The organism is Acidocella sp. (assembly GCF_027352905.1).
Classification (GTDB): domain Bacteria; phylum Pseudomonadota; class Alphaproteobacteria; order Acetobacterales; family Acetobacteraceae; genus Acidocella.
Window position 1 is genome coordinate 1 of record NZ_DAIEIF010000042.1, and the last position, 23,715, is coordinate 23,715.

Genomic DNA, 23,715 nt, shown 5'->3' on the forward strand with positions numbered 1-23,715 from the left:
GCCAGCCCCGCCGGGTCGTGGCGGGAAACGCCGGGGGCGCGCCCCGCCCGCGCCGCGAAGAGCTGCTTGACGATCCGGTCCTCCAGGGAGTGAAAACTCACCACCACCAGCCTGCCGCCGGGCGCCAGCAGGCTGGCCGCCTGGTCCAGCGCCGCCTCGATATCGCTCAATTCCTCATTCACGGCGATGCGCAACGCCTGAAAACTCCTCGTCGCCGGGTCGATGCCCGATTTGTCCGGGCGCACCACGCGCCGGATCACCCCGGCGAGATCCGCCGTGCTGGCGAAGGGCTGGCTCCGCCGCCGCTCCACGATCGCCCGGGCCACGCGCCGCGCGGCTTTCTCCTCGCCATATTTGAAGAGAATATCAGCAAGCGCGGATTCGCTACCCGTATTGACGAGCGTGGCGGCGTCCGGGCCGGCGCGGTCCATGCGCATGTCGAGCGGGCCGTCCTGGCGGAAGGAAAATCCCCGCTCCGCATCGTCGATCTGATAGGAGGAGAGGCCGAGATCGAACACCGCCCCGTTGAGCGAACGCACCCCCCGCGCCGCCAGCATCTCCTTTAACTGGCTGATGCGCCCGGGCATGATCTCGAAGCGGCCGGGATAGGCGGCGGCCAGGCTTTGCGCGCGGGCGACGGCTTCCGGGTCGCGGTCGATGGCGTAGAGCCGGCAATCCGCGCGGTCGAGAATGGCGCGGGCATAGCCGCCGCCGCCGAAAGTGCCGTCCAGATAGACGCCGCCCGCCTGCGGGCGCAGCGCCGCCACCGCCTCCTCCAGCATCACCGGAACATGGGCGGGCGCGCTCACGCCTGCCCCCCGAAGCTGAGCCGGGGGGCGGCGGCGCGGGAGGCGTCGCGGAAGGCCTTGCCCGCCCCCGGCTCCCAGATATGGAAATGGTCGCCCCGGCCCATAAAGAACACCGTGTCGGTGAGATTGGCCAGCTCCGCCAGATAGCCGGTGATGAGGATGCGCCCCTGGGCGTCCAGCTCCACCTCCTCCGCGTCTGAATAGACCTGGGTCTGCAACCCCACCTGCTCGCGGCTCATCTCCGGCATGGCCTCCAGCTTGGCCTGGAAGCGGGCGTAATTGGGCAGGGGCCAGGCCTCGACGCAGCCCTCGATGAAGGACGGGCGCAGGATCAGCGTCATCTCCGGATGCTCCTTCCAGGCAGCGCGGAACGCCGCCGGCACGGAGACCCGCCCCTTCGCGTCGCGTTTATTCTCATGGCTGCCAAAGAACTGCCTCATCGCCCCGGGCCGTGCCCCTCATTTGCCGTCCCTGTTCCCCACTTCATGGGAAAACGTGGGTTTCTTCACCACTATCATGCCATTTCTTCCTCCGTCAAAGAGAATCGGCCCGCTTGTGGCAAAAACTTCCGCGGCATGGCCTGATATTTATTAAAATTTTCCTAATTTGTTCTCGCATTGTTCCAGAAAATTACGGAATGGAAATATGGGTCCAGGCGGCCTATAAGCCGGGTTCTGTCCACGCCCCTCAAAGGGCGCTGGACGGCCATTCCTCTGGGGCGGGTGTCGCCACCCGCCTCTAGCAACCAACCCGGGCGGCAAGCCGGAAACCGCTTCGCGCCCCCGCTCGCGCGGGGCGCCGGCCGCCCCTATTCGGTTTTGCTCCCGGTGGGGTTTGCCCTGCCCTTCCCGTTGCCGGAAAGGCGGTGCGCTCTTACCGCACCGTTTCACCCTTGCCGCGGCGCCGCCGCGGCGGTTTGCTTTCTGTGGCACTTTCCCTGGGGTCGCCCCCGCCGGCCGTTAGCCGGCACCGTGTTTCCGTGGAGCCCGGACTTTCCTCTGGCGGACCAACCCGCCAGCGGCCGTCCGGCCGCCTGGACCGGCGCGCTGCCTAGGCAAGTTTGGCGAGGGCGTCAACACCCCGGCCCAGCTTATCAATTAACGCCTTTTCATAAATCAAATTTATGATTCGGCCCGCCGCCGCACCGCCGCCGCCCGCGCGGCGGTGAGCGGGTCGATCGCGCCGGTGAGGTGGCGGGGGAGAAAATGCCGCTGGAAGGCGCGGATCACGTCTGGCTCCGGCAGCGCCGTGTCGTAGCCGATGGCGGCGAGATCCGCCCGCCAATCCCCCGGCGCGGCGGCCGCCTCCGTCCATATCCCCACCCCCTCCGCCGCGAGCCAGGGCCAGTCGAATAATTCGCCCGGGTCCTGCTTGCGGTCGGGGGCGATGTCCGAATGGGCGACCACGTCCCGCGCGGCGATGGCATGGCGGGCGAGAATGTCCTGAGAGAGAGCGAGCACCGCGCGCATCTGCGCCGGCGGAAACGGGCGGTAGCCCCATTCATGGCCGGGATTGACGATCTCGACGCCGATGGAGGCGTCGTTGAGCATCCGCCGACCCCGCCAATAGGAGACGCCCGCGTGCCAGGCGCGCTTCTCCTCCGGCACCAGGCTGAAGACGGCGCCGTCCTCATCCACCACGTAATGGGCGGAGACCTTGGCGCCGGGGGATTTCAGCAATTCGATCGCGGCGCGCGCCGTCGGCATGCCGGTGTAATGCAGCACGAGGCAGGAAACCGGCTCCCGCCGCTCGTCCCAATTCGGCGAGGCCTCGCGGATGAGGGTGATCAGATGGCGCGCTCGCGCTTGATCGCGTCATAGGCGGCGTTGATGCGCGCCACCTTGAGCGAGGCCGCCTTGATCATCGCCGCCGAGGCGCCGCGGGCGGCGAGGCTATCCGGGTGGGTCTCGCGCACCAGGGCCTTCCAGCGGGCGCGGATCGCCTGGTTATCCGCCTCGCGGCCGAGGCCGAGCACGGCGTAGGGGTCCTCCGCCGGGCGGGGCGGCGGCGGCGCGCCCTGGCCCGCGCGGCGGGCGGCCGCCTCGTTCAGCCCGAAGGCATGGGCGACGCGGGAGAGAAACTCCGCCTCCGCCCCGTTCACCGGGCCATCCGCCGCGGCGATCTGGTGAAACCCGGCCAGAACCTGCTCCAGAGTGTGCTTGTCGTCCGAGAAGGCCTGGCCGAGCTGGGTGGCGTAGCTCTCGAACCCGGCGGGGCTGGCGCGGGCGCTGTCGAACAGCCGCGCCACGTCGGCCATGCTGGCGGGCGGGATGGCGAAGGCGCGCTTGAAGGCGTCGATCTCGGCGCGGCTCACCGGCCCGTCGCATTTGCACAATTTGGCGGCCAGCACGGTGACGCCGATGGCGAAGAGCTGGTCGCGCCGCCCGGTCATCGCCGCCAGCCGCATCGGGTCGAAGGGCAGGGAGCGCCCCGCCATGCTGGTGAACCCCTCGGCCAGGCCGTGCAGCTTGCCTTCATCCGCCGCGTGGCCCAGCGCCGCGCCGAACAGCGCCCCCATCGGCCCGCCCATGGCGAAGCCCGCCATGCCGCCGATCACCTTGCCCCAATAGCTCATGGCCCACGCCTAGCACAGCCTCGCCCTTGAACCCAAACACGCAATGGGACATTCACGGAGGCGGGCGATGAAGGCGAAGCGCATGGGCTGGCAATTCTGGATCGATCGCGGCGGCACCTTCACGGATATCGTGGCGCGGGACCCGCAGGGCCGGCTGCAAACGATGAAGCTGCTCTCCGAGAACCCGGACCGCTACGAGGATGCCGCGCTGGCAGGCATCCGCCGCTGTCTCGGCCTGGCGGAGGGCGCGCCCATACCCGCCGGCGCGATCGGCAGCGTAAAAATGGGCACCACCGTCGCCACCAACGCCCTGCTGGAGCGCAAGGGGGCGCGGGTCCTGCTGCTGGTCAATCGCGGCTTCCGCGATATCGTGCGGATCGGCACCCAGGCGCGGCCCCGCCTGTTCGATCTCGATATCCGCCTGCCGACGATGCTCTATGAGCGGGTCGAGGAGATCGCCGGGCGGGTGGATGTGGACGGGCGCGAGATCGAGGCGCTGGACGAGGCGGCGGCCGAGGCCGCGCTGCGCGCCGCGCGGGAGGCGGGGATCGAGGCGGTGGCGGTGGCGCTGATCCATGCCTGGAAATTCCCCGCCCAGGAGCAGCGCCTGGGCGCGCTGGCGGCGGCGGCGGGATTTGGCCAGATCTCCCTCTCCCACGCCGCCAGCCCCTTGCTGCGCCTGGTGCCGCGCGCCGACACCACCATCGCCGACGCCTATCTCTCGCCGGTTCTGCGCCGCTATATCGAGCGGGTTTCCGCGGGCCTGCGCGGCGCGCCGCTATTTTTCATGCAATCTCATGGCGGGCTCGCGCGCGCCGATGCCTTCACCGGCAAGGACGCGATTCTCTCCGGCCCGGCGGGCGGGATCGTCGGCGCGGTGAAAACCGCCGCCGCGGCGGGAGTCTCCGCCGTCATCGGCTTCGACATGGGCGGCACCAGCACCGATGTGGCGCTCTATGACGGGGCGTTCCAGCGCAGCCTGGAGACCGAGATCGCCGGGGTGCGGCTGCGCGCGCCGATGCTCGCCATCAACACCGTGGCGGCGGGCGGCGGCTCGGTGCTGCGCTTCGACGGGGCGCGGCTGCGGGTGGGGCCGGAGAGCGCCGGGGCCGATCCCGGCCCGGCCTGCTACCGCAAGGGCGGGCCGCTGACGGTGACCGACGCCAATGTGATGCTCGGCAAGGTGCTGCCCGAGCATTTCCCGGCGATTTTCGGCCCGCGCGGCGACCAGCCTCTCGATGCCGCCATCGTGCGCGATAAATTCGCCGCCCTGGCGGCGGAGGTGGCGGCGCGCACGGGCGATGCCCGCGCGCCCGAGGCGCTGGCCGAGGGGTTCATCCAGATCGCCATCGCCAATATGGCCGCCGCCATCCGCCAGATTTCCGTGCAGAAGGGCCTCGACCCGGCGGATTTCGCCCTGGTCTGCTTCGGCGGCGCGGGCGGCCAGCACGCCTGCCTGGTGGCGGATGAGCTGGGGATGGAGCATGTGCTGATCCACCCCTTCGCCGGGGTGCTCTCGGCCTATGGCATCGGCCTCGCCGATTTTCTCCTCCTGCGCGAGCAGGCGGTGGAGCGGCCCTTCACCCCGGAGGCGATGGCCGGGCTGGAGCGCGCGGCGGCGCGGCTGGAGGCGCAGGCGCGCGCCGCCCTCGCCGCCCAGAGGCCGGGGGCGGAGATCACCTGCCGCACCTCCTTGCTGCTGCGCTACGCGGGCACGGACAGCGCCCTGCCCGTCGCCTTCGCCGGGTTCGGGGCGATGGCGGCGGAATTCGCCGCCGCCCACCGGCGGCTGTTCGGCTTCGACGCGCCGGAGAAGCCGCTGGTCGCCGACACCTTGCTGGTGGAGGCGAGCGCGCCGGGCGAGGCGCTGGAGGAGCCGGAGCTGCCGGAGCGGCCTTTGCCGCCGCCTTTGGCCACGGCGCGGCTGGTCTCGGGCGGGGCCGCCCATGCCGCGCCGGTTTACGACCGGGCGGCGCTGGGGGCGGGGGCGGAGATCGCCGGCCCGGCGGTGCTGAAGGAGGCCAACGCCACCACCATCATCGAGCCCGGCTGGCGCGCCCGCATCACCGCCCGCAACCATTGCCTGCTGCGCCGCGCCGCGCCGCGCCGCGAGGCCGCGGCCGCGGCGGGCGAGGAGGGCGGCAGGCCGGACCCGGTGCGGCTCGAATTATTCGCCAATCTGTTCATGTCCGTCGCCGAGCAGGCGGGGGCGGTGCTGCGCAACACCGCCCAGAGCGTCAACATCAAGGAAAGGCTTGATTTCTCCTGCGCGATTTTCGACGCGGCGGGGCATCTGGTGGCCAACGCGCCGCATGTGCCGGTCCATCTGGGGGCGATGGGCGCCTCCGTCCGCCAGGTGCTGGAAACGCGCGGCGGCAGGCTGCGCCCTGGCGACGCCGTGGCGCTCAACAACCCCTATGCCGGGGGGACGCATCTGCCGGACATCACCCTCATCACCCCGGTTTTCGACGAGGCGGGGCGGGAGATCCGGTTTTTCGCGGCGTGCCGGGGGCACCATGCCGATATTGGCGGCGTCACCCCCGGCTCGACCCCGCCCTTCTCGGCCCGGCTGGAGGAGGAGGGGGTGGTGATCGACGATTTCCTGCTGCTCTCGGGCGGCGCGTTCCGCGAGGCGGAGTTCCGCGCCCTGCTCGCGGGGGCGGCGTATCCGGCCCGCAACCCGGACCAGAACGTGGCCGACATCAAGGCCCAGATCGCCGCCAACGCGGCGGCGGCGGCGGCGCTGCGCGGGGTGATCGCCCGCCATGGCTGGGCGCGGGTGCGCGCCTATATGGGGCATGTGATGGATAATGCCGAGGCGGCGACCCGCGCCGCCATAAAGGGGTTGCGCGACGCGAGCTTCGACTACCGGATGGATGACGGCGCGCCGCTGCGCGTTGCCCTGCGCATCGACCGCGAGGCGGGGAGCGCCACGGTGGATTTCACCGGCACCGGCGCCGCCGCGCCCGGTAATTTCAACGCGCCGGCGGCGGTGACCATCGCCGCCGTGCTCTACGCCTTCCGCTGCCTCACCGGCACGGAAATGCCGCTCAACGAGGGCAGCCTGCGGCCGATCACGATCATCATTCCGCCGGGGAGTTTTCTGGCGCCGCCGCCCGGCCACGCCGTGGTGGCGGGAAACACCGAGGTCTCGCAGGCGGTGGCCGCCGCCCTGCTGGGGGCGATGGGCGCCGCCGCCTCCTCCCAGGCGACGATGAATAATTTTCTGTTCGGCAATGCCCGCCACCAATATTACGAGACGATTTGCGGCGGGGCGGGGGCGGGGCCGGGGTTCGCGGGCTGCGCCGCCGTGCACACCCACATGACCAATACCCGCATCACCGACCCGGAGGTGCTGGAGCTGCGCTACCCGGTGCGGCTGGAGGAGTTTTCCATCCGCCAGGGCTCGGGCGGGGAGGGGCGGTTCCAGGGCGGGGCGGGCGCGCTGCGCCGCGTGCGCTTTCTCGAGCCGATGACCGCGACGATCGTCGCCTCGCGCCGGACGGTCGCCCCTTTCGGGCTGGCGGGGGGCGGCCCGGGGGAAACCGGCGCGCAATGGGTGGAGCGGGCGGATGGCCGCCGTGAGAGCCTGCCCGGCCAGGCGGCCGCCGAGCTCGGGGCCGGGGATGTGTTCGCCATCGCCACGCCGGGCGGCGGCGGCTATGGCGGCGCGGCTTGAGGCGTAAACATCTTCTCTGGGCGGCGCCGCTGGCCCTGCTGGCGCTGCTGGCGGGGGTGGTGCTGGCCTTGCCCGCCTTTGTCGCCGCCCCGGCCCACCGCGCCGCGATGGAGCGCCTGGCCTCGAATCTGACCGGGCGGCAGGTGCGGATCAGCGGCGGGCTCTCGCTCTCCTATCTGCCGAGACCCGGCCTCACCGCCTCCGGCATCACCATCAGCGGGCCGGAGCATGAGGTCATCACCGCGCGGGCGCTCTCCCTGGAGATCGATCTGCCCGCCTTGCTGCGCGGGCAGCTCGCGGTGCGGGCGCTCAACCTGGATTCGCCGGATGTCACCTTTCCCTGGCCGCTGCCGGGGGGGATCGGCGCGGTGGCGCCGCCGCCCTGGCTCGCCGCGCTGCATGCCCATGTGGACAATGCGCGCATCCGCGTGGGGGCGGTGACGCTGACCGGGGCGGATGCGGATCTCTTCACCGGCCCGCGCGGCAGTGTCAGCGTCTCCGGCGAGGCGGTGTTTGAGCATTTGCCGGTTTCGCTCAGCCTCGCCATTGGCGAGACGGGGCTGGACGGCTCCGCCCCCGTTTCCATCGCCGCGCAATCAAAGGGCGGGAAGGCGGATTTCTCCGGAACGCTGGGCGCGGACAGCCGGCTCACCGGGCAGGTGACGGCGCGGCTGCCGGGGGGGCTGACGGCGCGGGCGCGGCTGAGCGTGGACGGCTCCAGCCTGGAGGCCGCCAGCCTGGAGCTCGACCAGGGCGCGGCGCGGCTGAGCGGCATGGCCCGGCTGCGGTTCAGCCCCGCCAGGGCGGAGGCCGAGCTGACCGGCGCCCATCTGGACGCCGCCAGCTTGAAGACGGCGCGGACGCTGTGGCCGGAGGATATCCCCGCGCATATCGTCCTGGACGCCGCCGATGTGACGCTGGCCGGGCGGCGCTTTCCCGCGCTGCGCGCCACGCTGGACGTGGCGGCGGGGCGGATCGCCGCGCCGGAGTTCAGCCTCGGCCTGCCGGGCGGCGCCAGCCTGGCCGGGAGCGCCGCCCTGGGGGCGGATGGGGGGCTTTCCGGCCAGCTCAGCCTCGCCGCGCCGGATCTGGCGGGGCTGACCGCCGGGTTCGGCCTGCCGGGAACGCCGCCCTGGCCCAGCGCCAGCCTGCGGGCGGAGCTGGCGGGCAGCCGCGTAGCACCGGTGCTGCGCGGGATTTCCGGCACGCTGGGGACGGACCGGGCCGGCGGGGTCGTCATTCTTTCCCCCGGCCATGGCGCCTTCCGGCTGAGCTTCGACCATCTCGCCCTGGCGCCGCTGGTGGCCTGGGCGGGGCGACTGCCGCTGGCGGAAGGGGGCCTGACGGCGGAGGGCGAGGTGAGCGTGGCCAAGGCCGAGGCGGGGCCGGTGGAGCTGACCAATTTATTGGTGGACGCGGCGATCGGCCAGGGGGTGAACATCCGCCGCGCCAGCGCCAGCCTGTATGGCGGTCTCGCCGCCGGCAGCCTGGCGCTGGGGCCGGGATACAAGACGGTGGACGCCGAGGGCTGGCTCGATCTGCCCGCCGCCACCCCGCTCGCCGCGCTGCTGCCCGCTGGGAGCAAGCCGCCCGCCGCCTTGCTGGCCGCGCCCCTGCGCCTGGTGGCGGCGGCGGATGGGCGGCCGCAGGCCTTGAGCGTCAGCGCCACGGCCCGTCTGGGGGACTTCACCCTCACCGCCTCGCCGCAAGTGAATCTGACGGCGCTGACCGCCGCGGGGGCGGTGACCGTGCAGCACCCCGACGCCATCGCCGCGCTGAAGCTGCTGGGGCTGGGGGAGGGCTGCTCGCGCCTGCCGCCGCCGCCCGCTTATCCCCTCCAGGGGAAAGTTTCCGCCTGCCCGGCCGGGGCGCTGGCGGCGGGGCTGGCCTTTCCCGGCCCCGGGGCGCTCGGGTTGCGGGCGGAGTTCATCGCCACGCCGGATGAATACGGGGCGCGGAATTTCGTGCTGAATGCCGGGCGGCTGAACGCCTCCGGGCGGCTGCTCGACCAGGCGGGCAAGCTTTCCGGCCAGGTGGACGCGGGCACGCTCGCCGTGCCGCCGCTGCCCGCCGGTTTCGAGATGCCGGAGGCGCTGCCGCTGGCGGGGAGCGTGCGGCTCACCGCCGGGCGGGTGCTCTACGCGGGCAGCAAGGTGCTGGACGCCAGCGCCGCGACGCTGAGCCTCGCCCCGGACGGCGCCACGCTGAGCCTGGCTCGCGCCGGGCTGGCGGGGGGCGAGATCTCCGGCACCGCCGCGCTCAAACTCGCCGCCGCCGCGCCGCCCGCGCTCTCCGCCCGGCTGCTGGCCGAGGGGGTGGAGGCGGAGGCGCTCGCCCTGACGCAAGACTTTCCACTCACCCTGTCCAGCGGGCGGATCAGCGCCACCGCCAGCCTGAGCGCCACCGGCTACACGGCCCGGGCCTGGGGCGCCACGCTGGGCGGCAGCGCCACCGTCACGGTCAGCAATGGCGTGCTCCAGGGATTATCCCTGCCGGATCTGGCGGCGGCGCTCGCCCGGCCGCGCAAGCCCGGCCTGGCCAAGGCGCTGTTCAACGGGGCGACGCCCTTCGCCACCCTTACCCTGGCGGGCAAGCTCTCCCAGGGGAATTGCACCCTGACCCAGGCATTGCTCACCGGCCCGGCCGGGCAGATCGCCGCGAGCGGGGATATCGATGTGATGGATACGACGCTGGCGCTGAAGCTGGAGGCCAGCCCGGCCGTGACGCCGCCGCTCAGCCTGACCGCCCGGCTGCTGGGCGCATGGGCCAAGCCCAGCCGGAGCGCGGACCTGGCCCCGGCCTATTCCTGGCAGCCGGCGGCGAAATAATACCGGCCCGCCAGGCCGCCTTACGGCTCAGCGTTCGTCGTCATTGCCCTCGGGCTGCACGTCGAGATCGGCCTGGATCATGCCGGTATCGTCCTCGAGATCGTCCGCGTCTTCGAGAATGTCCTCGTCATCGTCGTCATCGGCCACTTCCACATCCACGTCATCGGGGTCGAGCACGGGCTTGACGGTCTTCTTCTGCTCCTCCGGCAGCGGGGCGGCGCGCTTGAGCCGGGGCTGCTCGGGCGGCTGCTCGGCCCCGCATTTCGGGCAAATCGCCGGGTCCCGGCCGAGATCGAAGAAGCGCGCCCCGCAGGAAACGCAGCTATGTTTTTCGCCTAATTCGGGTTTCGCCATATGCAGCCTCGGATGATGGGCAATTCAATCAAGGGCGGCGCGATGCCATGCCGCCGCGCCTATGTCAAACAGCGTGTCCCATGCTAAGCGCGCGCGCATGAACGAGACCTCACCCCGCCCCTATCTCGCCCGCCGCCCCGCCGCCCCGCTCTCTGGCCGGGTGAGCGTGCCGGGGGATAAATCCATCAGCCACCGGGCGCTGATGTTCGGCGCGCTCGCGGTGGGGCAGACGCGCATTTCCGGCCTGCTGGAAGGCGAGGACGTGCTGCGCACCGCGAGCGCCATGCGGGCCCTGGGCGCGGGGATCACCCGTGACGGGGCGGACTGGCTGGTGAGCGGGCGGGGCCTGGGCGGGCTGACCGAGCCGGAGGATGTGCTGGATATGGGCAATTCCGGCACCGCCGCCCGGCTGCTGGCGGGAATTCTCGCCACCCATGACCTCTACGCGGTGATGACCGGCGACGCCTCCCTGCGGCGGCGGCCGATGCGGCGGGTGACCGAGCCGCTCAGCCTGGCCGGGGCGCGGTTCTTCGCCCGCGCCGGGGACAGGCTGCCGCTCACCATTCTGGGCGCGCGCGACCCGCTGCCGCTGCGCTACCGGCTGCCGGTGGCCTCGGCCCAGGTGAAATCCGCCGTGCTGCTCGCCGGGCTCAACGCGCCCGGCTATACCGAGGTGGAGGAGCCGGAGCCGACCCGTGACCATTCCGAGAACATGCTGCGCCATTTCGGCGCGGAGGTGAGCGTGAGCGCGGCGGGGCGGGGCCGCCATATCCGGCTCAAGGGCCAGCCGGAACTGCGCGCGGCGGATGTGGCGGTGCCGGGCGATCCCTCTTCCGCCGCCTTTCCCCTCGCCGCGGCGCTGCTGGTGCCGGGCAGCGCCGTCACCGCCGCCAATACCGGGCTCAACCCGCTGCGCGCCGGGCTGTTCCTCACCCTGCGGGAGATGGGGGCGCGGCTGGAGACGGCCAATGAGCGGGTGGCGGGCGGCGAGCCGGTGGGCGATCTCACCGCTTTTTATTCCGATCTCGCCGCCGTGGACGTGCCGCCCGAGCGCGCGCCCAGCATGATCGACGAATATCCCGTGCTCGCCGTGCTCTGCGCGGCGGCGCGCGGCACCTCCCGCCTGCGCGGGCTGGCGGAGCTGCGGGTGAAGGAGAGCGACCGCCTGGCCGCCACCGCCGCCCTGTTGCGGGTGAACGGGGTGAGGGCGGAGATCGAGGGCGATGATCTCATCATCCATGGCGGGGCCATTCCCGGGGGCGGCATGGTGGAGACGCGGATGGATCACCGCCTCGCCATGTCCGCGCTGGTGCTGGGGCAGGCGGCGGACGCGCCGGTGCGGATCGACGATGCGCGCTTCATCGACACGTCTTTTCCCGGTTTCATCGGCCTGATGCGCGGGCTGGGCGCGGCGCTGGAGGCGGTGGCGTGATCATCGCCATCGATGGCCCGGCGGCTGCGGGCAAGGGCACGCTGGCCCGGCGGCTGGCCCAGACGCTCGGCCTGCCCTATCTGGATACCGGCCTGCTCTACCGGGCCACCGCCAAGCGGGTGCTGGAGGCGGGAGGCGACCCGGCGGATGCGCAGGCGGCGGCGGCGGCGGCGCGGGAGCTGACCGAGGCGGATACGGCGCGGGAGGACCTGCGCGACGCCGCGACCTCGCGGGCGGCGAGCCAGGTGGCCTCCATCCCGGCGGTGCGGGCGGCGCTGCTCGCCTATCAGCGGGGTTATGGCGGGGGGAGGGGGGCGGTGCTGGATGGGCGCGATATCGGCACGGTGATCTTTCCCGACGCGGATGTGAAATTATTCGTCACCGCCAGCGTCGAGGCGCGGGCCAAGCGCCGCCAAGCGGAATTCACCGCGCGCGGCGAGAGGGTGAATCTGGCCGAGGTGATCGCCGAGGTGGCGGCGCGGGACGAGGCCGACCGCACCCGCGCGGCCGCGCCGTTGATCCCGGCCGAGGACGCGATTCTGATCGACACCACCAGCCTGGACGCGGATCAGGCGTTCAGCCTGGCGCTGGAGCTGGTGCGGCGCAAGCTGGGACGGGAGTAAATTTCCGGGCGCGCGCCGGAGCGATCATCGTCTGATTGAGCCGTAGGCGTAAAATCAACCGGTTGAAATCGCCCGCTAAACCAAGCGGGACTGGCGGACCGCCGCGGCGATGAAGCCCTTGAACAGCGGGTGCGGCGCGAAGGGCTTGGATTTCAGCTCCGGGTGGTATTGCACGCCGATGAACCAGGGGTGGCTGGGATATTCGACGATCTCTGGCAACACGCCATCCGGCGAGAGGCCGGAGAAGCGCAGGCCCTGGGCTTCGAGCTGATCGCGGTAATGGATGTTGACCTCGTAACGGTGGCGGTGCCGCTCCTCGATATGCGGGGCGCCGCCATAGACCTCGCGCACCAGCGAGCCCTCCGCCAGCACGGCGGGGAAGGCGCCGAGGCGCATGGTGCCGCCGAGATCGCCGCCGGCGGCGCGGCGCTCGATCTCGTTGCCGCGCGCCCATTCCGTCAGCAGCCCGACGATGGGGATCTCGCAAGGGCCGAACTCGGTGGAGGAGGCGGCGGGCAAGCCGGCGAGATTGCGGGCGCATTCGATGACCGCCATCTGCATGCCGAAACAGATGCCCAGAAACGGCACCTTGTGCTCGCGGGCGAAGCGCACCGCCGCGATCTTGCCCTGGGTGCCACGCTCGCCGAAGCCGCCCGGCACCAGGATGCCGTGCACGCCCTCCAGCTGCTCCACCCGGTCGGGCTGCTCGAACACCTCTGAATCCACCCATTCCAGCCGCACCTTGACCTTGTTGGCGATGCCGCCATGGGCCAGCGCCTCGGCCAGGGATTTATAGCTGTCGAGCAGGTTGGTGTATTTGCCGATGACGGCGATGCGGACCTCGCCTTCCGGGAAGCGCACGGTGTTGACGATGTCGCGCCAGCGGGAGAGGTCGGGGCCGGCGGCGGCGGGCAGCCCGAAATGGCGGAGCACCTCCTGGTCCATCCCGGCCTCGTGATAGGTGATGGGGACGGTGTAGATGGTGTCCACGTCGAGGGCGGGGATGACCGCCTCCACCCGGACATTGCAGAAATTGGCGATCTTGCGCCGCTCATTCTCGGGGATCGGACGGTCGCAGCGGCAGATGAGCATGTGCGGCTGGATACCGACATTCTGCAATTCCTTCACCGAATGCTGGGTCGGCTTGGTTTTGAGCTCCCCCGCCGAGGGGATGAAGGGCACCAGCGTGAGATGGAGGAACATGGCGCGGGCGGGGGACAGCTCGTTGCCGAGCTGGCGGATCGCCTCCAGGAAGGGCAGGGATTCGATATCGCCCACCGTGCCGCCGATCTCGACCAGGACGAAATCCAGCCCCTCCGTGCGGTTGAGGATGGTTTCCTTGATCGCGTCGGTGATGTGGGGGATGACCTGGACGGTGGCGCCGAGATAATCGCCACGCCGCTCCTTGGCGATGACCTCCGAATAGATCTTGCCGGTGGTGGCGTTGTCCGCCTTGGTGGCGTGGACGCCGGTGAAACGCTCGTAATGGCCGAGATCGAGATCGGTCTCGGCCCCGTCATCGGTGACGAAGACCTCCCCGTGCTGATAGGGGCTCATCGTGCCCGGGTCGACATTGAGATAGGGGTCCAGCTTGCGCAGCCGCACTGAATAGCCCCTGGCCTGGAGGAGGGCGCCCAGCGCCGCCGAGGCGATGCCCTTGCCGAGGGACGAGACCACGCCGCCGGTGATGAAAACGAACCGCGTCATGGAATCCAACCTTACATGAGTCGCGATGAGGGATGAAGGGCGGGCGGCGAATTACTGGGCGGTGCCCGGCGCATTGGCCGGGCCGGGCGGCGCGGGCGGGGGCGGCGCTGCGGGGGCGGCGGGCTGTGCCCCGGACGGGGTTTGCGGCAGGGGGGCGGGGCTGGCCGGGGCGGCGGCGGGCGGCGGGGCGGAGGGGCCGTTGAGGATGGCGGCGTTGTTGCTCTGCCCAGCACCTTTATAGAGCAGCGCCAGCGCCAGGGAGAGGACAAAGAAGGCGGTGCCGAGAATGGCGGTGGCGCGGGTGAGCAGATTGGCCGTGCCGCGCCCGGTCATGAAGCCGCCCATGCTCTGGCTGCCGCCGAGGCCGAGCCCGCCCTCGCTGCGCTGGATCAAGATGACGCCGATCAGCGCGAGGGTGACGAAGACGTGCAGGACGAGAAGAACCTTGATCATCGAACAATCCGCAAGAGGAAACCCGGCGCGCTTCTAGTGCCGGCGCCGGGATTGTTCAACCGCGCGGCGCGGCGCGGGCGATGGCGAGGAAATCCTCCGCCTTGAGGCTGGCGCCGCCCACCAGCGCGCCCCCCACCTCCGGCAGGGCGAGCAGGCTGGCGGCGTTGCCGGGCTTGACCGAGCCGCCATAGAGGATGCGCAGCCCCGCCCCGCTGGCGCCGAGCTGCGCCCGCAGGGCGGCGCGGATGGCGGCGTGCATGGCGGTGACATCCGCCTCGGTGGGGGTGCGGCCGGTGCCGATGGCCCAGACCGGCTCATAGGCCACCACCCCGGCGAAGCCGGGCGGCAGGGAATGCATGAGCTGGCCGCGCACCACCGCCTCGGCCTCGCCCGCCTCGCGCTCATCCTCCGTCTCCCCCACGCAGACGATGGGGATGAGCCCGGCGGCGATGGCGGCCTGCGCTTTGGCGTGGACGATGGCGTTGGTCTCGCCATGATTGGCGCGCCGCTCCGAATGGCCGAGAATGACGTAGCGCGCCCCGGCCTCCGCCAGCATCGGCGCGGCGATGTCGCCGGTATGCGGCCCCTCCGGGGCGGGGTGGCAATCCTGCCCGCCCAGCCGGGCGGGGCCGCCCGCCAGCGCGGCGGCGAAACGGTCGAGCAGGGTGAAGGGCGGGCAGACCAGCAATTCCACATGGGCGGGGGCGCCGGCGCGCAGCGCCGCGGCATAGGGGGCGACCTCCGCGAGACGCCCGAACATCTTCCAGTTTCCCGCGATCAGCTGCGGCATGCGGCCCCTCCCTGCCTGAATTGCTCATATCCTGGCGCCTAGCTATAGAGGCGGCGGTTTGGGGTAAAGAGCGACGATGCTGGTCTGGGTGCGGAAATTGATGGCGAGCTGGGCCGCGCGGGCGATCTTCGCGCTGCTCATCGTGATGTTCGTCTTCTGGGGGATATCGAACGTATTCACGCTCACGGGCAGCCCCAGCGCGGTGGCGACCGTGAACGGCCAGGCGGTGGATATAAGCGTGGTGCAGGCGGGGTATCAGCGCGCGCTCAGCCAGTATCAGCAGCAGGGCCAGCAGCCGGACGCCGCCACCCGCCAGCAACTGGCGTTGCAGGCGCTCTCCACCGCCATAAGGCGGGAAATTCTCCGCCAGGCCGCCCGGCAGTATCATATCGGCGTGCCGGACGCGGCGGTGCGGACGCTCTTGGACAGCATTCCGGTTTTCCAGACCAACGGCGTTTTCGACAAGGCGAAATTCGAGCAGGTCTTGCAGCAGAACGGCCTCTCCCCGGATGAGTTCATCGGCGAGATGAAGGACGAGCTCATCGTCCGGCAGCTGATCACGCCGGTGATCGAGGGGGCGGCGGCGCCCCCCGCCTTGCTCGACCCGATTTTCGCCCTGCTCGGCCAGCAGCGCAGCGCCGCGATCGTCAACATTCCCGCCCAGGCCGAGCCGGCGCCGCCCCCGCCCGGCGATGCGGTGCTGGAGCGCTATTGGCGCAACCATCAAAGCCAGTTCACCTCCCCGGAATACCGCAAGGTGCAGGTGGTGATTTTATCGCCGGCCCTGCTCGCCCCGCAGGAAAAGGTGGCGCCGGACGCGGTGGAGGCGGGCGTGGCCCAGGCGACGGCGCAGGCCGGGCCGGGCGCGCCGGTGCGCAGCGCCGAGGTGCTGGCGGTGCAGGACCTCGCCGACGCCTCGCAGCTGAAGGCCGCGTGGAAGAAAGGAGCGAGCTGGGCGCAGATGCAGGCGCTCGCGCAGAAATACCACGCCACGCCGGTGCCGCTCGACAAGGTGCGGCAGAATGAGATTCCCGCCCCGTCTTTGGCCCAGGCGATCTTCAGCGCCGCGCCGGGGCAGGTGGTGGGGCCGGTGGCGGGGGAGTCCGCCATGTATCTGTTCAAGGTGACGGGCACGGGCGAGAGCGGGCCGGACCGCCAGCTTCTCGCCGCCCAGGTGACGCGGCAATTGCAGTTGCAGCAGGCCGAGGCGGATGTGGCCAAGAATGTGGACGCGTTGCAGGACGCGCTGGCGGGGCAGACGCCGCTCGACCAGCTGCCCGGCAATCTCGGCCTGGTGGCGGTGGAGGGCACGCTGGACGCGCAGGGGCGGACGCCGGCGGGCACGCCCGCGCCGGTTCCGGGCGGGGATAAGCTGAAAGCGGCGATCGTGCAGGCCGCGTTCAGCGCCGCCAAGGGGCAGGCGCCGCAATTGCAGAGCGGACCCGATGGCAGCTACTTCGCCGTGGCGGTGAAGGATGTGATTCCGCCGGGGGTGATCCCCTTCGCCCAGGCGCGGGGGCAGGTGCTGGCGGCCTGGACGGCGGCGCAGCAGCAGCGCGCCGCGCAGGCGGCGGCCGCGAATTTGATGCAGGCGGTGAATACCGGCACGCCGCTGGATAAAGCCGCCGCGGCGGCGGGGCTGAGCGTGACGCAACTGCCGGGCATCACCAGCGGGGCGCAGCCGCCCGGCCTGCCCGCGCAATTCGTGCCCGTGCTGTTCAGCCTCAAGCCCGGCCAGGCGAGCATGCTGGAGACTGGCGGCGGCTATACCGTGCTGGTGCTGACGGGCATCCATGAGCCCAGCGCCAAGGACAACCCTGATGCTTATGCGCAACTGCAGCAGACGCTGAATAAATCCTTGCAGGACGATCTGGCCGGGAGTTTCCTGGCCGGGTTGCAGGCCCAGGACAAGGTGACCGTCAACCAGAAACTCCTTTCCCAGCTCTACCGTTGAGAAGCCCCGCATGAACGCCGTTTCGCCAGACCGTTTCGAGACCTTCCGCGCCGCCTATGAGCAGGGCCAGGGCGCGCTGGTCTGGCGGCATGGCATCGCCGATCTGCTCACGCCCGTCGCCGCCTATTTGAAGGCGGCGCATGGCAAGCCCTACTCCTTCCTGCTGGAGAGCGTGGAGGGCGGGGCGGTGCGCGGGCGCTATTCGGTGATCGGCATGGCCCCGGACCTGGTGTGGAAATGCGAGAATGGGGTGGCGGCGATCAACCGCGAGGCGGCGGCAAAGCCCGACGCCTTCACGCCGGTGAGGGAACCGCCCTTGCGGGCGCTGCGCGCCTTGATCGCCGAGACGCGGCTGGAGGTGCCGGAGGGGCTGCCGCCCGTGATCGGCGGGCTGCACGGCTATCTCGGCTACGACATGGTGCGGCTGATGGAGGAATTGCCGGCGTTGAAGCCGGATGTGCTGGGCATCCCGGAGGCGATTCTCTCCCGCCCCGGCCTGCTGGTGGTGTTCGACGGCGTCACCGATGAGATGACGCTGGCCGCCCCGGTCTATCCCCGCCCCGGGCTGGACGCCGCCACCGCCTATGCCGCCGCCGTGGAGCGGCTGGACGGGCTGGCGCGCGACCTTGAAAAACCGGTGCCGCCGCTCACCGGGCGGCTGCTGGCGCCGCTGGAGCAAAGCTCCAATATGGAGAAGGAGAAATTCTTGGCGGTGGTCGAGACCGCCAAGAATTACATCCGCGCCGGGGACGCCTTCCAGATCGTACCCAGCCAGCGCTTCGAGGCGCCGTTCTCCCTGCCGCCCTTCGCGCTCTACCGCTCGCTGCGGCGGATCAACCCGGCGCCGTTTCTGTTCTTCCTCGATTTCGGCGGGTTTCAGGCGGTGGGCTCCTCGCCCGAGATCCTGGTGCGGCTGCGCGATGGGATCGTCACCATCCGGCCGCTGGCGGGCACGCGCCGGCGCGGCGCGACCATCGAGGAGGATCAGGCGCTGGAGCGGGAATTGCTGGCCGACCCCAAGGAGCGGGCCGAGCATCTGATGCTGCTCGATCTCGGGCGCAACGATGTCGGCCGCGTCGCCGAGATCGGCTCGGTGAAGGTGGTGGAGAGCTTCGCCATCGAGCGATTCTCGCATGTCATGCATATCTCCTCGACCATCGAGGGGCGGCTCAAGCCGGGGCTGGAGGCGCTGGACGCGCTTATCGCCGGGTTTCCGGCGGGCACGCTCTCCGGCGCGCCCAAGGTGCGGGCGATGCAGATCATCGAGGAGCTGGAGCCGTCCCGCCGGGGCCTCTACGCCGGGTGTATCGGCTATTTCGCCGCCAACGGCACCATGGATACCTGTATCGGCCTGCGCACCGCCCTGGTGAAGGATGGCAGGATGTATGTGCAGGCCGGGGTGGGGGTGGTGGCGGATTCCGACGCCGAGGCGGAATATATGGAAAGCGTGCAGAAGGCGCGGGCGCTGTTCCGCGCCGCCGAGGACGCGGTGCGCTATGTCGCCGCGCCGGAGAATGAGTCATGATCCTGCTGATCGATAATTACGATAGTTTTACCTTTAATCTCGTGCAGTTTCTCGGCGATCTCGGCGCGGAATGCGTGGTGAGGCGCAATGACGCGCTGAGCGTGGCGGAGGCGCTGGCGCTGGCCCCCGAGGCCGTGGTGCTCTCCCCCGGCCCTTGCACGCCGAACGAGGCGGGGATCTGCCTCGATCTGGTGCGCGCCGCCGGCGGGGCGCGGCTGCCCTTGCTGGGGGTGTGTCTCGGCCATCAGGCGATCGGCCAGGCCTTTGGCGGCCAGGTTGTCCGCGCGCCCGAGCCGGTGCATGGCAAGACGAGCGCCGTGTATCACGAGAACACGGATGTGTTCGCCGGCTTGCCCAACCCGTTCACCGCCACGCGCTATCACTCGCTCATCATCCAGCGGGCCAGCCTGCCCGATTGCCTGGTGGCGACCGCCTGGACCAAGGACGGCCTCGTCATGGGGTTGCGCCATGATGATCTGCCACTTTACGGCGTGCAATTCCACCCCGAGAGCATCGCCACCCAGCACGGGCACGAGATTCTCGGCAACTTCCTGCGTCTGGCCGGGGTGAAGGCTCTGGCGGCGGCGTGAGCGCGGCCTCGCTCAAACCGGCGCTGGCCCGGCTTGGCCGGGGCGAGAGCCTCTCCGCCGCCGAGGCGGAGGCAGCCTTCGGCGTGGTGATGGACGGGCAGGCCACCCCGGCGCAGATCGGCGGCATGCTGATGGCGATGCGCGCGCGCGGCGAGACCGTGGCGGAGCTGACCGGGGCGGTGACCGCGATGCGCCGGCGCATGACCCGGGTCGAGGCGCCGGCGGACGCCATGGATGTGTGCGGCACGGGCGGGGATGGCGCGGCGAGCCTCAACATCTCGACGGCCGTGACCTTTGTGCTGGCCGCGTGCGGCGTGCCAGTGGCCAAGCATGGCAACAAGGCGCTTTCATCCCGCGCCGGCGCCGCCGATGTGCTGGCGGCGCTGGGGGTGGAGATCGAGCCGCCGCTGGAGGCGCTGCCCGGTATTCTGCGCGCGGCCGGCTGTGTGTTTCTCTTCGCGCCCCGCCATCACCCCGCCTTGCGCCATGCCGCGCCGGTGCGGGTGGAGCTTGGCACCCGCACCCTGCTCAACCTCACCGGCCCGATGGCCAACCCCGCCGGGGTAAGGCGGCAGATCATCGGCGTGTACGACCCCGCCTGGGCGCGGCCGGTGGCCGAGACGCTGCGCGAGCTGGGCACCGAGGCCGCCTGGGTGCTGCATGGCGGCGGCATGGACGAGCTGGTGCTGGAGGGCGAGAACCAGGTGGTGGCGTTGCGGGATGGAAGCATGAGCGAATTCACCGTGACGGCGGCGGCGGCGGGGCTGGAACCCGCGCCCCTGGCTTTGCTGAAAGGCGGCGACGCCGCCCATAACGCCGCCGCGCTGCTCGGCTTGCTGCGCGGGGAGAGAGGGGCGTATCGTGACACCGTGCTGCTGAACGCCGCCGCCGCCCTGGTGGTGGCGGGGCGGGCGGAGGATTTGCGCGCGGGCGCGGCACGGGCGGCGCGGGCGCTGGACGAGGGCGCGGCGCTCGCGGTGCTGGAGCGGCTCAAGCATGTATCCAACGAACAGGTGTGATGATGGCGGAAGCAACGGCGCCGGCTGAGAATGTGCTGGCGAAAATTTGCGCGGATAAGCGCGCCGAGATCGCCGAGCGCCGCGCCACCGTGCCGCTGGAGGAGCTGAAGGCGGAGGTGCGCGACGCCGAGAAGACGCGCGGTTTTGGCCGGGCGCTGATGGATACCGCCGCCGCCGGCAAGCCGGGGCTGATCGCCGAGATCAAGCGGGCCTCGCCCTCGGGCGGGCTGATCCGCCCGGATTTCGACCCGGAGGCGCTGGCCCGGGCCTATGCCGAGGCCGGGGCGGCCTGCCTCTCCGTGCTGACCGACGAGAAATATTTTCAAGGCATGGCGGCGCATCTGCGGGCCGCGCGGGCGGCGGTGGAATTGCCGGTGCTGCGCAAGGATTTCATCCTCGATGAATGGCAGGTTTACGAGAGCCGGGCGATGGCGGCGGATTGCGTGCTGCTGATCATGGCGGCGCTGGAGGACGGGCTGGCGCGCGAGCTGGAAGGGCTGGCGCGGGCGCTGGACATGGACGTGCTGGTGGAGGTGCATGACGAGGAGGAGTTGGAACGGGCGCTCTCCCTGGAAACACCGCTGCTGGGGATCAATAACCGTAATCTGCGGACGATGGTGACGGATATCGCGGTGACCGAGACCCTCTCGCGCCTATGCCCGCCCAATAAATTCATCATTTCGGAATCCGGCATCAAGACCAACGCGGATGTCGAGCGGCTGCGCAAGGTTTGCGTGCAGGGGTTTCTGGTGGGGGAATCCCTGATGCGCGAGCCCGATGTGGCGGCGGCGGTGCGGGCGCTGCTGGCGACGTGACCGGCCTCACCCATACCGGGGCGGACGGGGCGGCGCGGATGGTGGATGTTTCCGCCAAGCCGGTGACGGCGCGTGAGGCCGAGGCCAGGGGGCGGGTGGCGATGCGGCCCGAGACGGCGGCGATGATCCGCGATGACCGGGCCGCCAAGGGCGATGTGCTGGCGGCGGCGCGGCTCGCCGGAATCATGGCCGCCAAGCGGACGGGCGAGCTGATCCCGCTCTGCCACCCCTTGCCGCTGGAGGCGGTGAGCGTGACGCTGGAGGTGGAGGAGGCGGCGGTGGAGATAACCGCCATGGCGCGGGTGACAGGACGCACCGGGGTGGAGATGGAGGCGCTGACGGCGGTGAGCGTGGCGGCGCTGACGATCTATGACATGGTGAAGGCGGTGGACAGGACCATGCGGATCGAGGCGATCCGGCTGACGCGCAAGAGCGGCGGCAGCAGCGGGGATTTCACCGCGCCATGATCAGCGTCGAGGCGGCGCGGGCGCGGATTCTGGCCGGGCTGGTGCCAGTGGCGGCGGAAAGCGTGGCGCTGAGCGCGGCGCATGGGCGGGTGCTGGCGGCGCCGGTGCTGGCGCGGCTGAGCGCGCCGCCCGCGAATGTCTCCGCCATGGATGGTTATGCGGTGCGCGCCGCCGAGGCGCGGGCGGGGGCGGACTTGCGGGTGACCGGCGAGGCGCCGGCCGGGCGGCCTTTCACGGGCGTTGTCGGGCCCGGCGAGGCGGTGCGGATTTTCACCGGCAGCGTGGTGCCGCCGGGGGCGGATGCGGTGCTGATCCAGGAGAACGCCACCGCCGCTGGCGGGCGGGTGCGGGTGAACGAGGCCGTGGCGGCGGGCCGGTATATCCGCCGCGCCGGGCAGGATTTTCAGGCCGGGGAAGAGGTTCTGGCGGCGGGGCGGCGGCTTTCCGTGCGGGATATCGGCCTGGCGGCGGCGGCGGGGTATCCGTGGCTGAGCGTGAGGCGGCGCCCGCGCCTAGCCATTCTCTGCACGGGCGACGAGATCGCCCTGCCTGGCGAGCCGCTGCCGCCGGGCGGTATCGCCAATGCCAATGGCGCCATGCTGGCTGCCTTTATCGCCGCGCGGGGCGGGGAGCCGCTGTTGCTGCCCGCCATCCCCGACGAGGCGGCGGCGGTGGCGCAAGCGGTAGAGGCGGCGCGCGGCGCGGATATGCTGGTGATTACCGGCGGCGCCAGCGTGGGCGCGCATGATGTGGTGCAGGAGGGGCTGGGGCGGCGCGGCTTCAGCCTGGCGTTCTGGAAAATCGCCATGCGGCCGGGCAAGCCGCTGATCTTCGGCCGGGCCGGGGAGATGCCGGTGCTGGGCCTGCCTGGCAACCCGGTTTCGGCCTATGTCTGCGCCCGGCTGTTTCTGGAGGGGGCGCTGGCGGCGCTGAGCGGATCGCCGCCCGCGCCGCCGCGCGTGGAGACGGCGATCCTGGGCGCGGCGCTGAAGGCCAATGACGAGCGGGAGGATTATCTACGGGCCGGTCTGGCCTGGGATGGGCAGGGTTGGGTGGCGACGCCGTTGCCCCTGCAGGATTCCGCCATGCTGCGGGGCCTGGCCGGGGCCGGCGCGCTGATCCGCCGCGCGCCGCGCGCCGCCGCCGCCGCGCCCGGCGACAGGGTGGAGATTCTGCGGCTCGACGAGAGGTGACGCTTGACGCGGCTTCGAGAACCAAACTAGAACATTCCGGGTTGGGTCCTGATTTCTCAAGCCTTTAGTCCGGGAGTTTCCATGCTCACCTCCAAACAGCATCAATTGCTGTCCTTTATCGACAAGCATCTGCGCGAGACGGGGTGCAGCCCGAGTTTCGAGGAGATGAAGGCGGCTTTGGATCTGCGCTCCAAATCCGGCATTCACCGGCTGATCTCGGCGTTGGAGGAGCGGGGATTTCTGCGCCGCCACAAGCACCGGGCGCGGGCCTTGGAGGTGGTGAAGCTGCCCGGGGATCTGCTGCCGCCCCAGCCCGAGGCCAGAAAATTCGCGCCCAACGTGATCCAGGGAAATTTCACCCCGCGCCTGCCGGGGCTGCGGGCGGAGGCGGCGGAGGCGGGGGCGGTTTCCCTGCCGCTTTACGGCAAGATCGCCGCGGGCCTGCCCATAGAGGCGTTGCGCGACAATGAGGAGACGATCGAGGTGCCGCTCTCCATGCTGGGTGGCGGCGAGCATTTCGCCCTCACCGTCGAGGGGGATTCGATGATCGAGGCCGGGATCCTCGATGGCGACGTGGTCATCATCCGGCGGGGCGAGGTGGCGGAGAATGGCCAGATCATCGTGGCGCTGGTGGATGAGACCGAGGTGACGCTGAAACGGCTGCGCCGCAAGGGCCAGTCCATCGCCCTGGAGCCCGCCAACATTCGCTACGAGCCGCGCATTTTTCCGGCGGAGCGGGTGCGGGTGCAGGGCAGGCTGGTGGCGCTGCTGCGCCAATATTGATCAGCCGCGTTGTCTCAGGTGCTTGACCGCCTGAGCGCGGCGGCGGCGCTGCTGCTCATTGGGCTTGGCGGCGGCGCGCGGCGGCGCCTGCCGCCCCGGCGGGGCCGCGGGGGCGATGC

Annotated in this window: 20 protein-coding genes and 1 other RNA gene; 12 read left to right on the forward strand and 9 right to left on the reverse strand. The window is 70.9% G+C overall.

What is annotated here, in order from left to right; genetic code table 11:
- From rsmH to M7H45_RS07550, 5 genes are all read right to left on the reverse strand, one after another.
- Window positions 1-782 (reverse strand): 16S rRNA (cytosine(1402)-N(4))-methyltransferase RsmH (rsmH, locus tag M7H45_RS07530; protein ID WP_298215757.1); only part of this gene is annotated, 782 nt, incomplete at its 3' end.
- A 23-nt stretch (window positions 783-805) separates the two neighbouring features.
- Window positions 806-1,249, reverse strand: coding sequence for a division/cell wall cluster transcriptional repressor MraZ (locus M7H45_RS07535; RefSeq protein ID WP_298215732.1), 444 nt, complete (start codon window positions 1,247-1,249; stop codon window positions 806-808).
- Window positions 1,250-1,456: 207 nt separating this feature from the next.
- Window positions 1,457-1,846, reverse strand: an RNA gene (gene rnpB, locus M7H45_RS07540) — RNase P RNA component class A.
- A gap of 84 nt (window positions 1,847-1,930) precedes the next feature.
- Entirely contained in the window at window positions 1,931-2,599 is a 669-nt protein-coding gene (locus tag M7H45_RS07545) for an N-acetylmuramoyl-L-alanine amidase (RefSeq protein ID WP_408832654.1), read from the reverse strand.
- Window positions 2,596-3,384 carry a TerB family tellurite resistance protein gene (locus tag M7H45_RS07550; RefSeq protein WP_298215733.1) on the reverse strand — a complete coding sequence of 263 codons (789 nt, stop codon included), beginning with the start codon at window positions 3,382-3,384 and terminating at the stop codon, window positions 2,596-2,598. Before M7H45_RS07550 ends, M7H45_RS07545 begins: the two co-directional genes overlap by 4 nt.
- Window positions 3,385-3,451: 67 nt before the next feature.
- Here M7H45_RS07550 and M7H45_RS07555 point away from each other — a divergent pair, with 67 nt between their 5' ends.
- Both M7H45_RS07555 and M7H45_RS07560 read left to right on the forward strand, forming a co-directional pair.
- Complete coding sequence (locus tag M7H45_RS07555) at window positions 3,452-7,063, forward strand: hydantoinase B/oxoprolinase family protein (protein WP_298215734.1); 3,612 nt, start codon at window positions 3,452-3,454, stop codon at window positions 7,061-7,063.
- A complete protein-coding gene (locus tag M7H45_RS07560; protein ID WP_298215736.1) occupies window positions 7,060-9,891 on the forward strand; it encodes an AsmA family protein in 2,832 nt (943 codons plus the stop codon). The genes M7H45_RS07555 and M7H45_RS07560 overlap by 4 nt, the downstream gene beginning before the upstream one ends.
- A gap of 27 nt (window positions 9,892-9,918) precedes the next feature.
- Here the strand turns inward: M7H45_RS07560 and M7H45_RS07565 are convergent, their stop codons facing one another.
- Window positions 9,919-10,245 carry an FYDLN acid domain-containing protein gene (locus M7H45_RS07565; protein ID WP_298215738.1) on the reverse strand — a complete coding sequence of 109 codons (327 nt, stop codon included), beginning with the start codon at window positions 10,243-10,245 and terminating at the stop codon, window positions 9,919-9,921.
- A 97-nt stretch (window positions 10,246-10,342) separates the two neighbouring features.
- On the opposite strand from M7H45_RS07565, the gene aroA reads away from it, so the two are divergent.
- Complete coding sequence (aroA, locus tag M7H45_RS07570; protein ID WP_298215739.1) at window positions 10,343-11,677, forward strand: 3-phosphoshikimate 1-carboxyvinyltransferase; 1,335 nt, start codon at window positions 10,343-10,345, stop codon at window positions 11,675-11,677.
- The gene (cmk, locus tag M7H45_RS07575; RefSeq protein ID WP_298215740.1) at window positions 11,674-12,300 is read left to right on the forward strand and encodes a (d)CMP kinase; all 627 of its coding nucleotides are present in this window, start codon (window positions 11,674-11,676) and stop codon (window positions 12,298-12,300) included. The genes aroA and cmk overlap by 4 nt, the downstream gene beginning before the upstream one ends.
- Before the next feature lie 75 nt (window positions 12,301-12,375).
- On the opposite strand, the gene M7H45_RS07580 is transcribed toward cmk, so the two are convergent.
- From M7H45_RS07580 to tpiA, 3 genes are read right to left on the reverse strand one after another with little or no spacing between them, the layout of a single operon-like run.
- A complete protein-coding gene (locus tag M7H45_RS07580; RefSeq protein WP_298215741.1) occupies window positions 12,376-14,007 on the reverse strand; it encodes a CTP synthase in 1,632 nt (543 codons plus the stop codon).
- Between the two features lie 51 nt (window positions 14,008-14,058).
- The gene (secG, locus tag M7H45_RS07585; protein ID WP_298215742.1) at window positions 14,059-14,460 is read right to left on the reverse strand and encodes a preprotein translocase subunit SecG; all 402 of its coding nucleotides are present in this window, start codon (window positions 14,458-14,460) and stop codon (window positions 14,059-14,061) included.
- Window positions 14,461-14,515: 55 nt separating this feature from the next.
- Window positions 14,516-15,250, reverse strand: a complete 735-nt coding sequence (gene tpiA, locus M7H45_RS07590) for a triose-phosphate isomerase (RefSeq protein ID WP_298215744.1) — start codon at window positions 15,248-15,250, stop codon at window positions 14,516-14,518.
- A gap of 76 nt (window positions 15,251-15,326) precedes the next feature.
- On the opposite strand from tpiA, the gene M7H45_RS07595 reads away from it, so the two are divergent.
- The 8 genes from M7H45_RS07595 (at window position 15,327) to lexA (ending at window position 23,596) form a co-directional block, all read left to right on the forward strand.
- Window positions 15,327-17,204, forward strand: coding sequence for a peptidylprolyl isomerase (locus M7H45_RS07595; protein WP_298215746.1), 1,878 nt, complete (start codon window positions 15,327-15,329; stop codon window positions 17,202-17,204).
- A 10-nt stretch (window positions 17,205-17,214) separates the two neighbouring features.
- Window positions 17,215-18,729, forward strand: coding sequence for an anthranilate synthase component I (trpE, locus tag M7H45_RS07600; RefSeq protein WP_298215747.1), 1,515 nt, complete (start codon window positions 17,215-17,217; stop codon window positions 18,727-18,729).
- Entirely contained in the window at window positions 18,726-19,319 is a 594-nt protein-coding gene (locus M7H45_RS07605) for an aminodeoxychorismate/anthranilate synthase component II (protein ID WP_298215749.1), read from the forward strand. Before trpE ends, M7H45_RS07605 begins: the two co-directional genes overlap by 4 nt.
- On the forward strand, window positions 19,316-20,338 hold the full coding sequence (trpD, locus tag M7H45_RS07610) for an anthranilate phosphoribosyltransferase (RefSeq protein WP_298215751.1): 1,023 nt from the start codon (window positions 19,316-19,318) through the stop codon (window positions 20,336-20,338). The genes M7H45_RS07605 and trpD overlap by 4 nt, the downstream gene beginning before the upstream one ends.
- A 2-nt stretch (window positions 20,339-20,340) precedes the next feature.
- Entirely contained in the window at window positions 20,341-21,153 is an 813-nt protein-coding gene (gene trpC, locus M7H45_RS07615; RefSeq protein WP_298215761.1) for an indole-3-glycerol phosphate synthase TrpC, read from the forward strand.
- The gene (moaC, locus tag M7H45_RS07620; protein WP_298215752.1) at window positions 21,150-21,620 is read left to right on the forward strand and encodes a cyclic pyranopterin monophosphate synthase MoaC; all 471 of its coding nucleotides are present in this window, start codon (window positions 21,150-21,152) and stop codon (window positions 21,618-21,620) included. Before trpC ends, moaC begins: the two co-directional genes overlap by 4 nt.
- A complete protein-coding gene (gene glp / locus M7H45_RS07625) occupies window positions 21,617-22,813 on the forward strand; it encodes a gephyrin-like molybdotransferase Glp (protein ID WP_298215753.1) in 1,197 nt (398 codons plus the stop codon). The genes moaC and glp overlap by 4 nt, the downstream gene beginning before the upstream one ends.
- A gap of 81 nt (window positions 22,814-22,894) precedes the next feature.
- Complete coding sequence (lexA, locus tag M7H45_RS07630) at window positions 22,895-23,596, forward strand: transcriptional repressor LexA (protein WP_298215755.1); 702 nt, start codon at window positions 22,895-22,897, stop codon at window positions 23,594-23,596.
- The last annotated feature ends 119 nt before the right edge of the window (window positions 23,597-23,715 follow it).

Excerpts from the sequence above, each read along its gene's own strand:
- M7H45_RS07535 (WP_298215732.1), bottom strand. The coding sequence starts at position 1,249 with ATGAGGCAGTTCTTTGGCAGCCATGAGAATAAACGCGACGCGAAGGGG.
- M7H45_RS07550 (WP_298215733.1), bottom strand. The coding sequence starts at position 3,384 with ATGAGCTATTGGGGCAAGGTGATCGGCGGCATGGCGGGCTTCGCCATG.
- M7H45_RS07555 (WP_298215734.1), top strand. The coding sequence starts at position 3,452 with ATGAAGGCGAAGCGCATGGGCTGGCAATTCTGGATCGATCGCGGCGGC.
- M7H45_RS07565 (WP_298215738.1), bottom strand. The coding sequence starts at position 10,245 with ATGGCGAAACCCGAATTAGGCGAAAAACATAGCTGCGTTTCCTGCGGG.
- aroA (WP_298215739.1), top strand. The coding sequence starts at position 10,343 with ATGAACGAGACCTCACCCCGCCCCTATCTCGCCCGCCGCCCCGCCGCC.
- M7H45_RS07580 (WP_298215741.1), bottom strand. The coding sequence starts at position 14,007 with ATGACGCGGTTCGTTTTCATCACCGGCGGCGTGGTCTCGTCCCTCGGC.
- secG (WP_298215742.1), bottom strand. The coding sequence starts at position 14,460 with ATGATCAAGGTTCTTCTCGTCCTGCACGTCTTCGTCACCCTCGCGCTG.
- tpiA (WP_298215744.1), bottom strand. The coding sequence starts at position 15,250 with ATGCCGCAGCTGATCGCGGGAAACTGGAAGATGTTCGGGCGTCTCGCG.
- M7H45_RS07595 (WP_298215746.1), top strand. The coding sequence starts at position 15,327 with ATGCTGGTCTGGGTGCGGAAATTGATGGCGAGCTGGGCCGCGCGGGCG.
- trpE (WP_298215747.1), top strand. The coding sequence starts at position 17,215 with ATGAACGCCGTTTCGCCAGACCGTTTCGAGACCTTCCGCGCCGCCTAT.
- M7H45_RS07605 (WP_298215749.1), top strand. The coding sequence starts at position 18,726 with ATGATCCTGCTGATCGATAATTACGATAGTTTTACCTTTAATCTCGTG.
- trpC (WP_298215761.1), top strand. The coding sequence starts at position 20,341 with ATGGCGGAAGCAACGGCGCCGGCTGAGAATGTGCTGGCGAAAATTTGC.
- glp (WP_298215753.1), top strand. The coding sequence starts at position 21,617 with ATGATCAGCGTCGAGGCGGCGCGGGCGCGGATTCTGGCCGGGCTGGTG.
- lexA (WP_298215755.1), top strand. The coding sequence starts at position 22,895 with ATGCTCACCTCCAAACAGCATCAATTGCTGTCCTTTATCGACAAGCAT.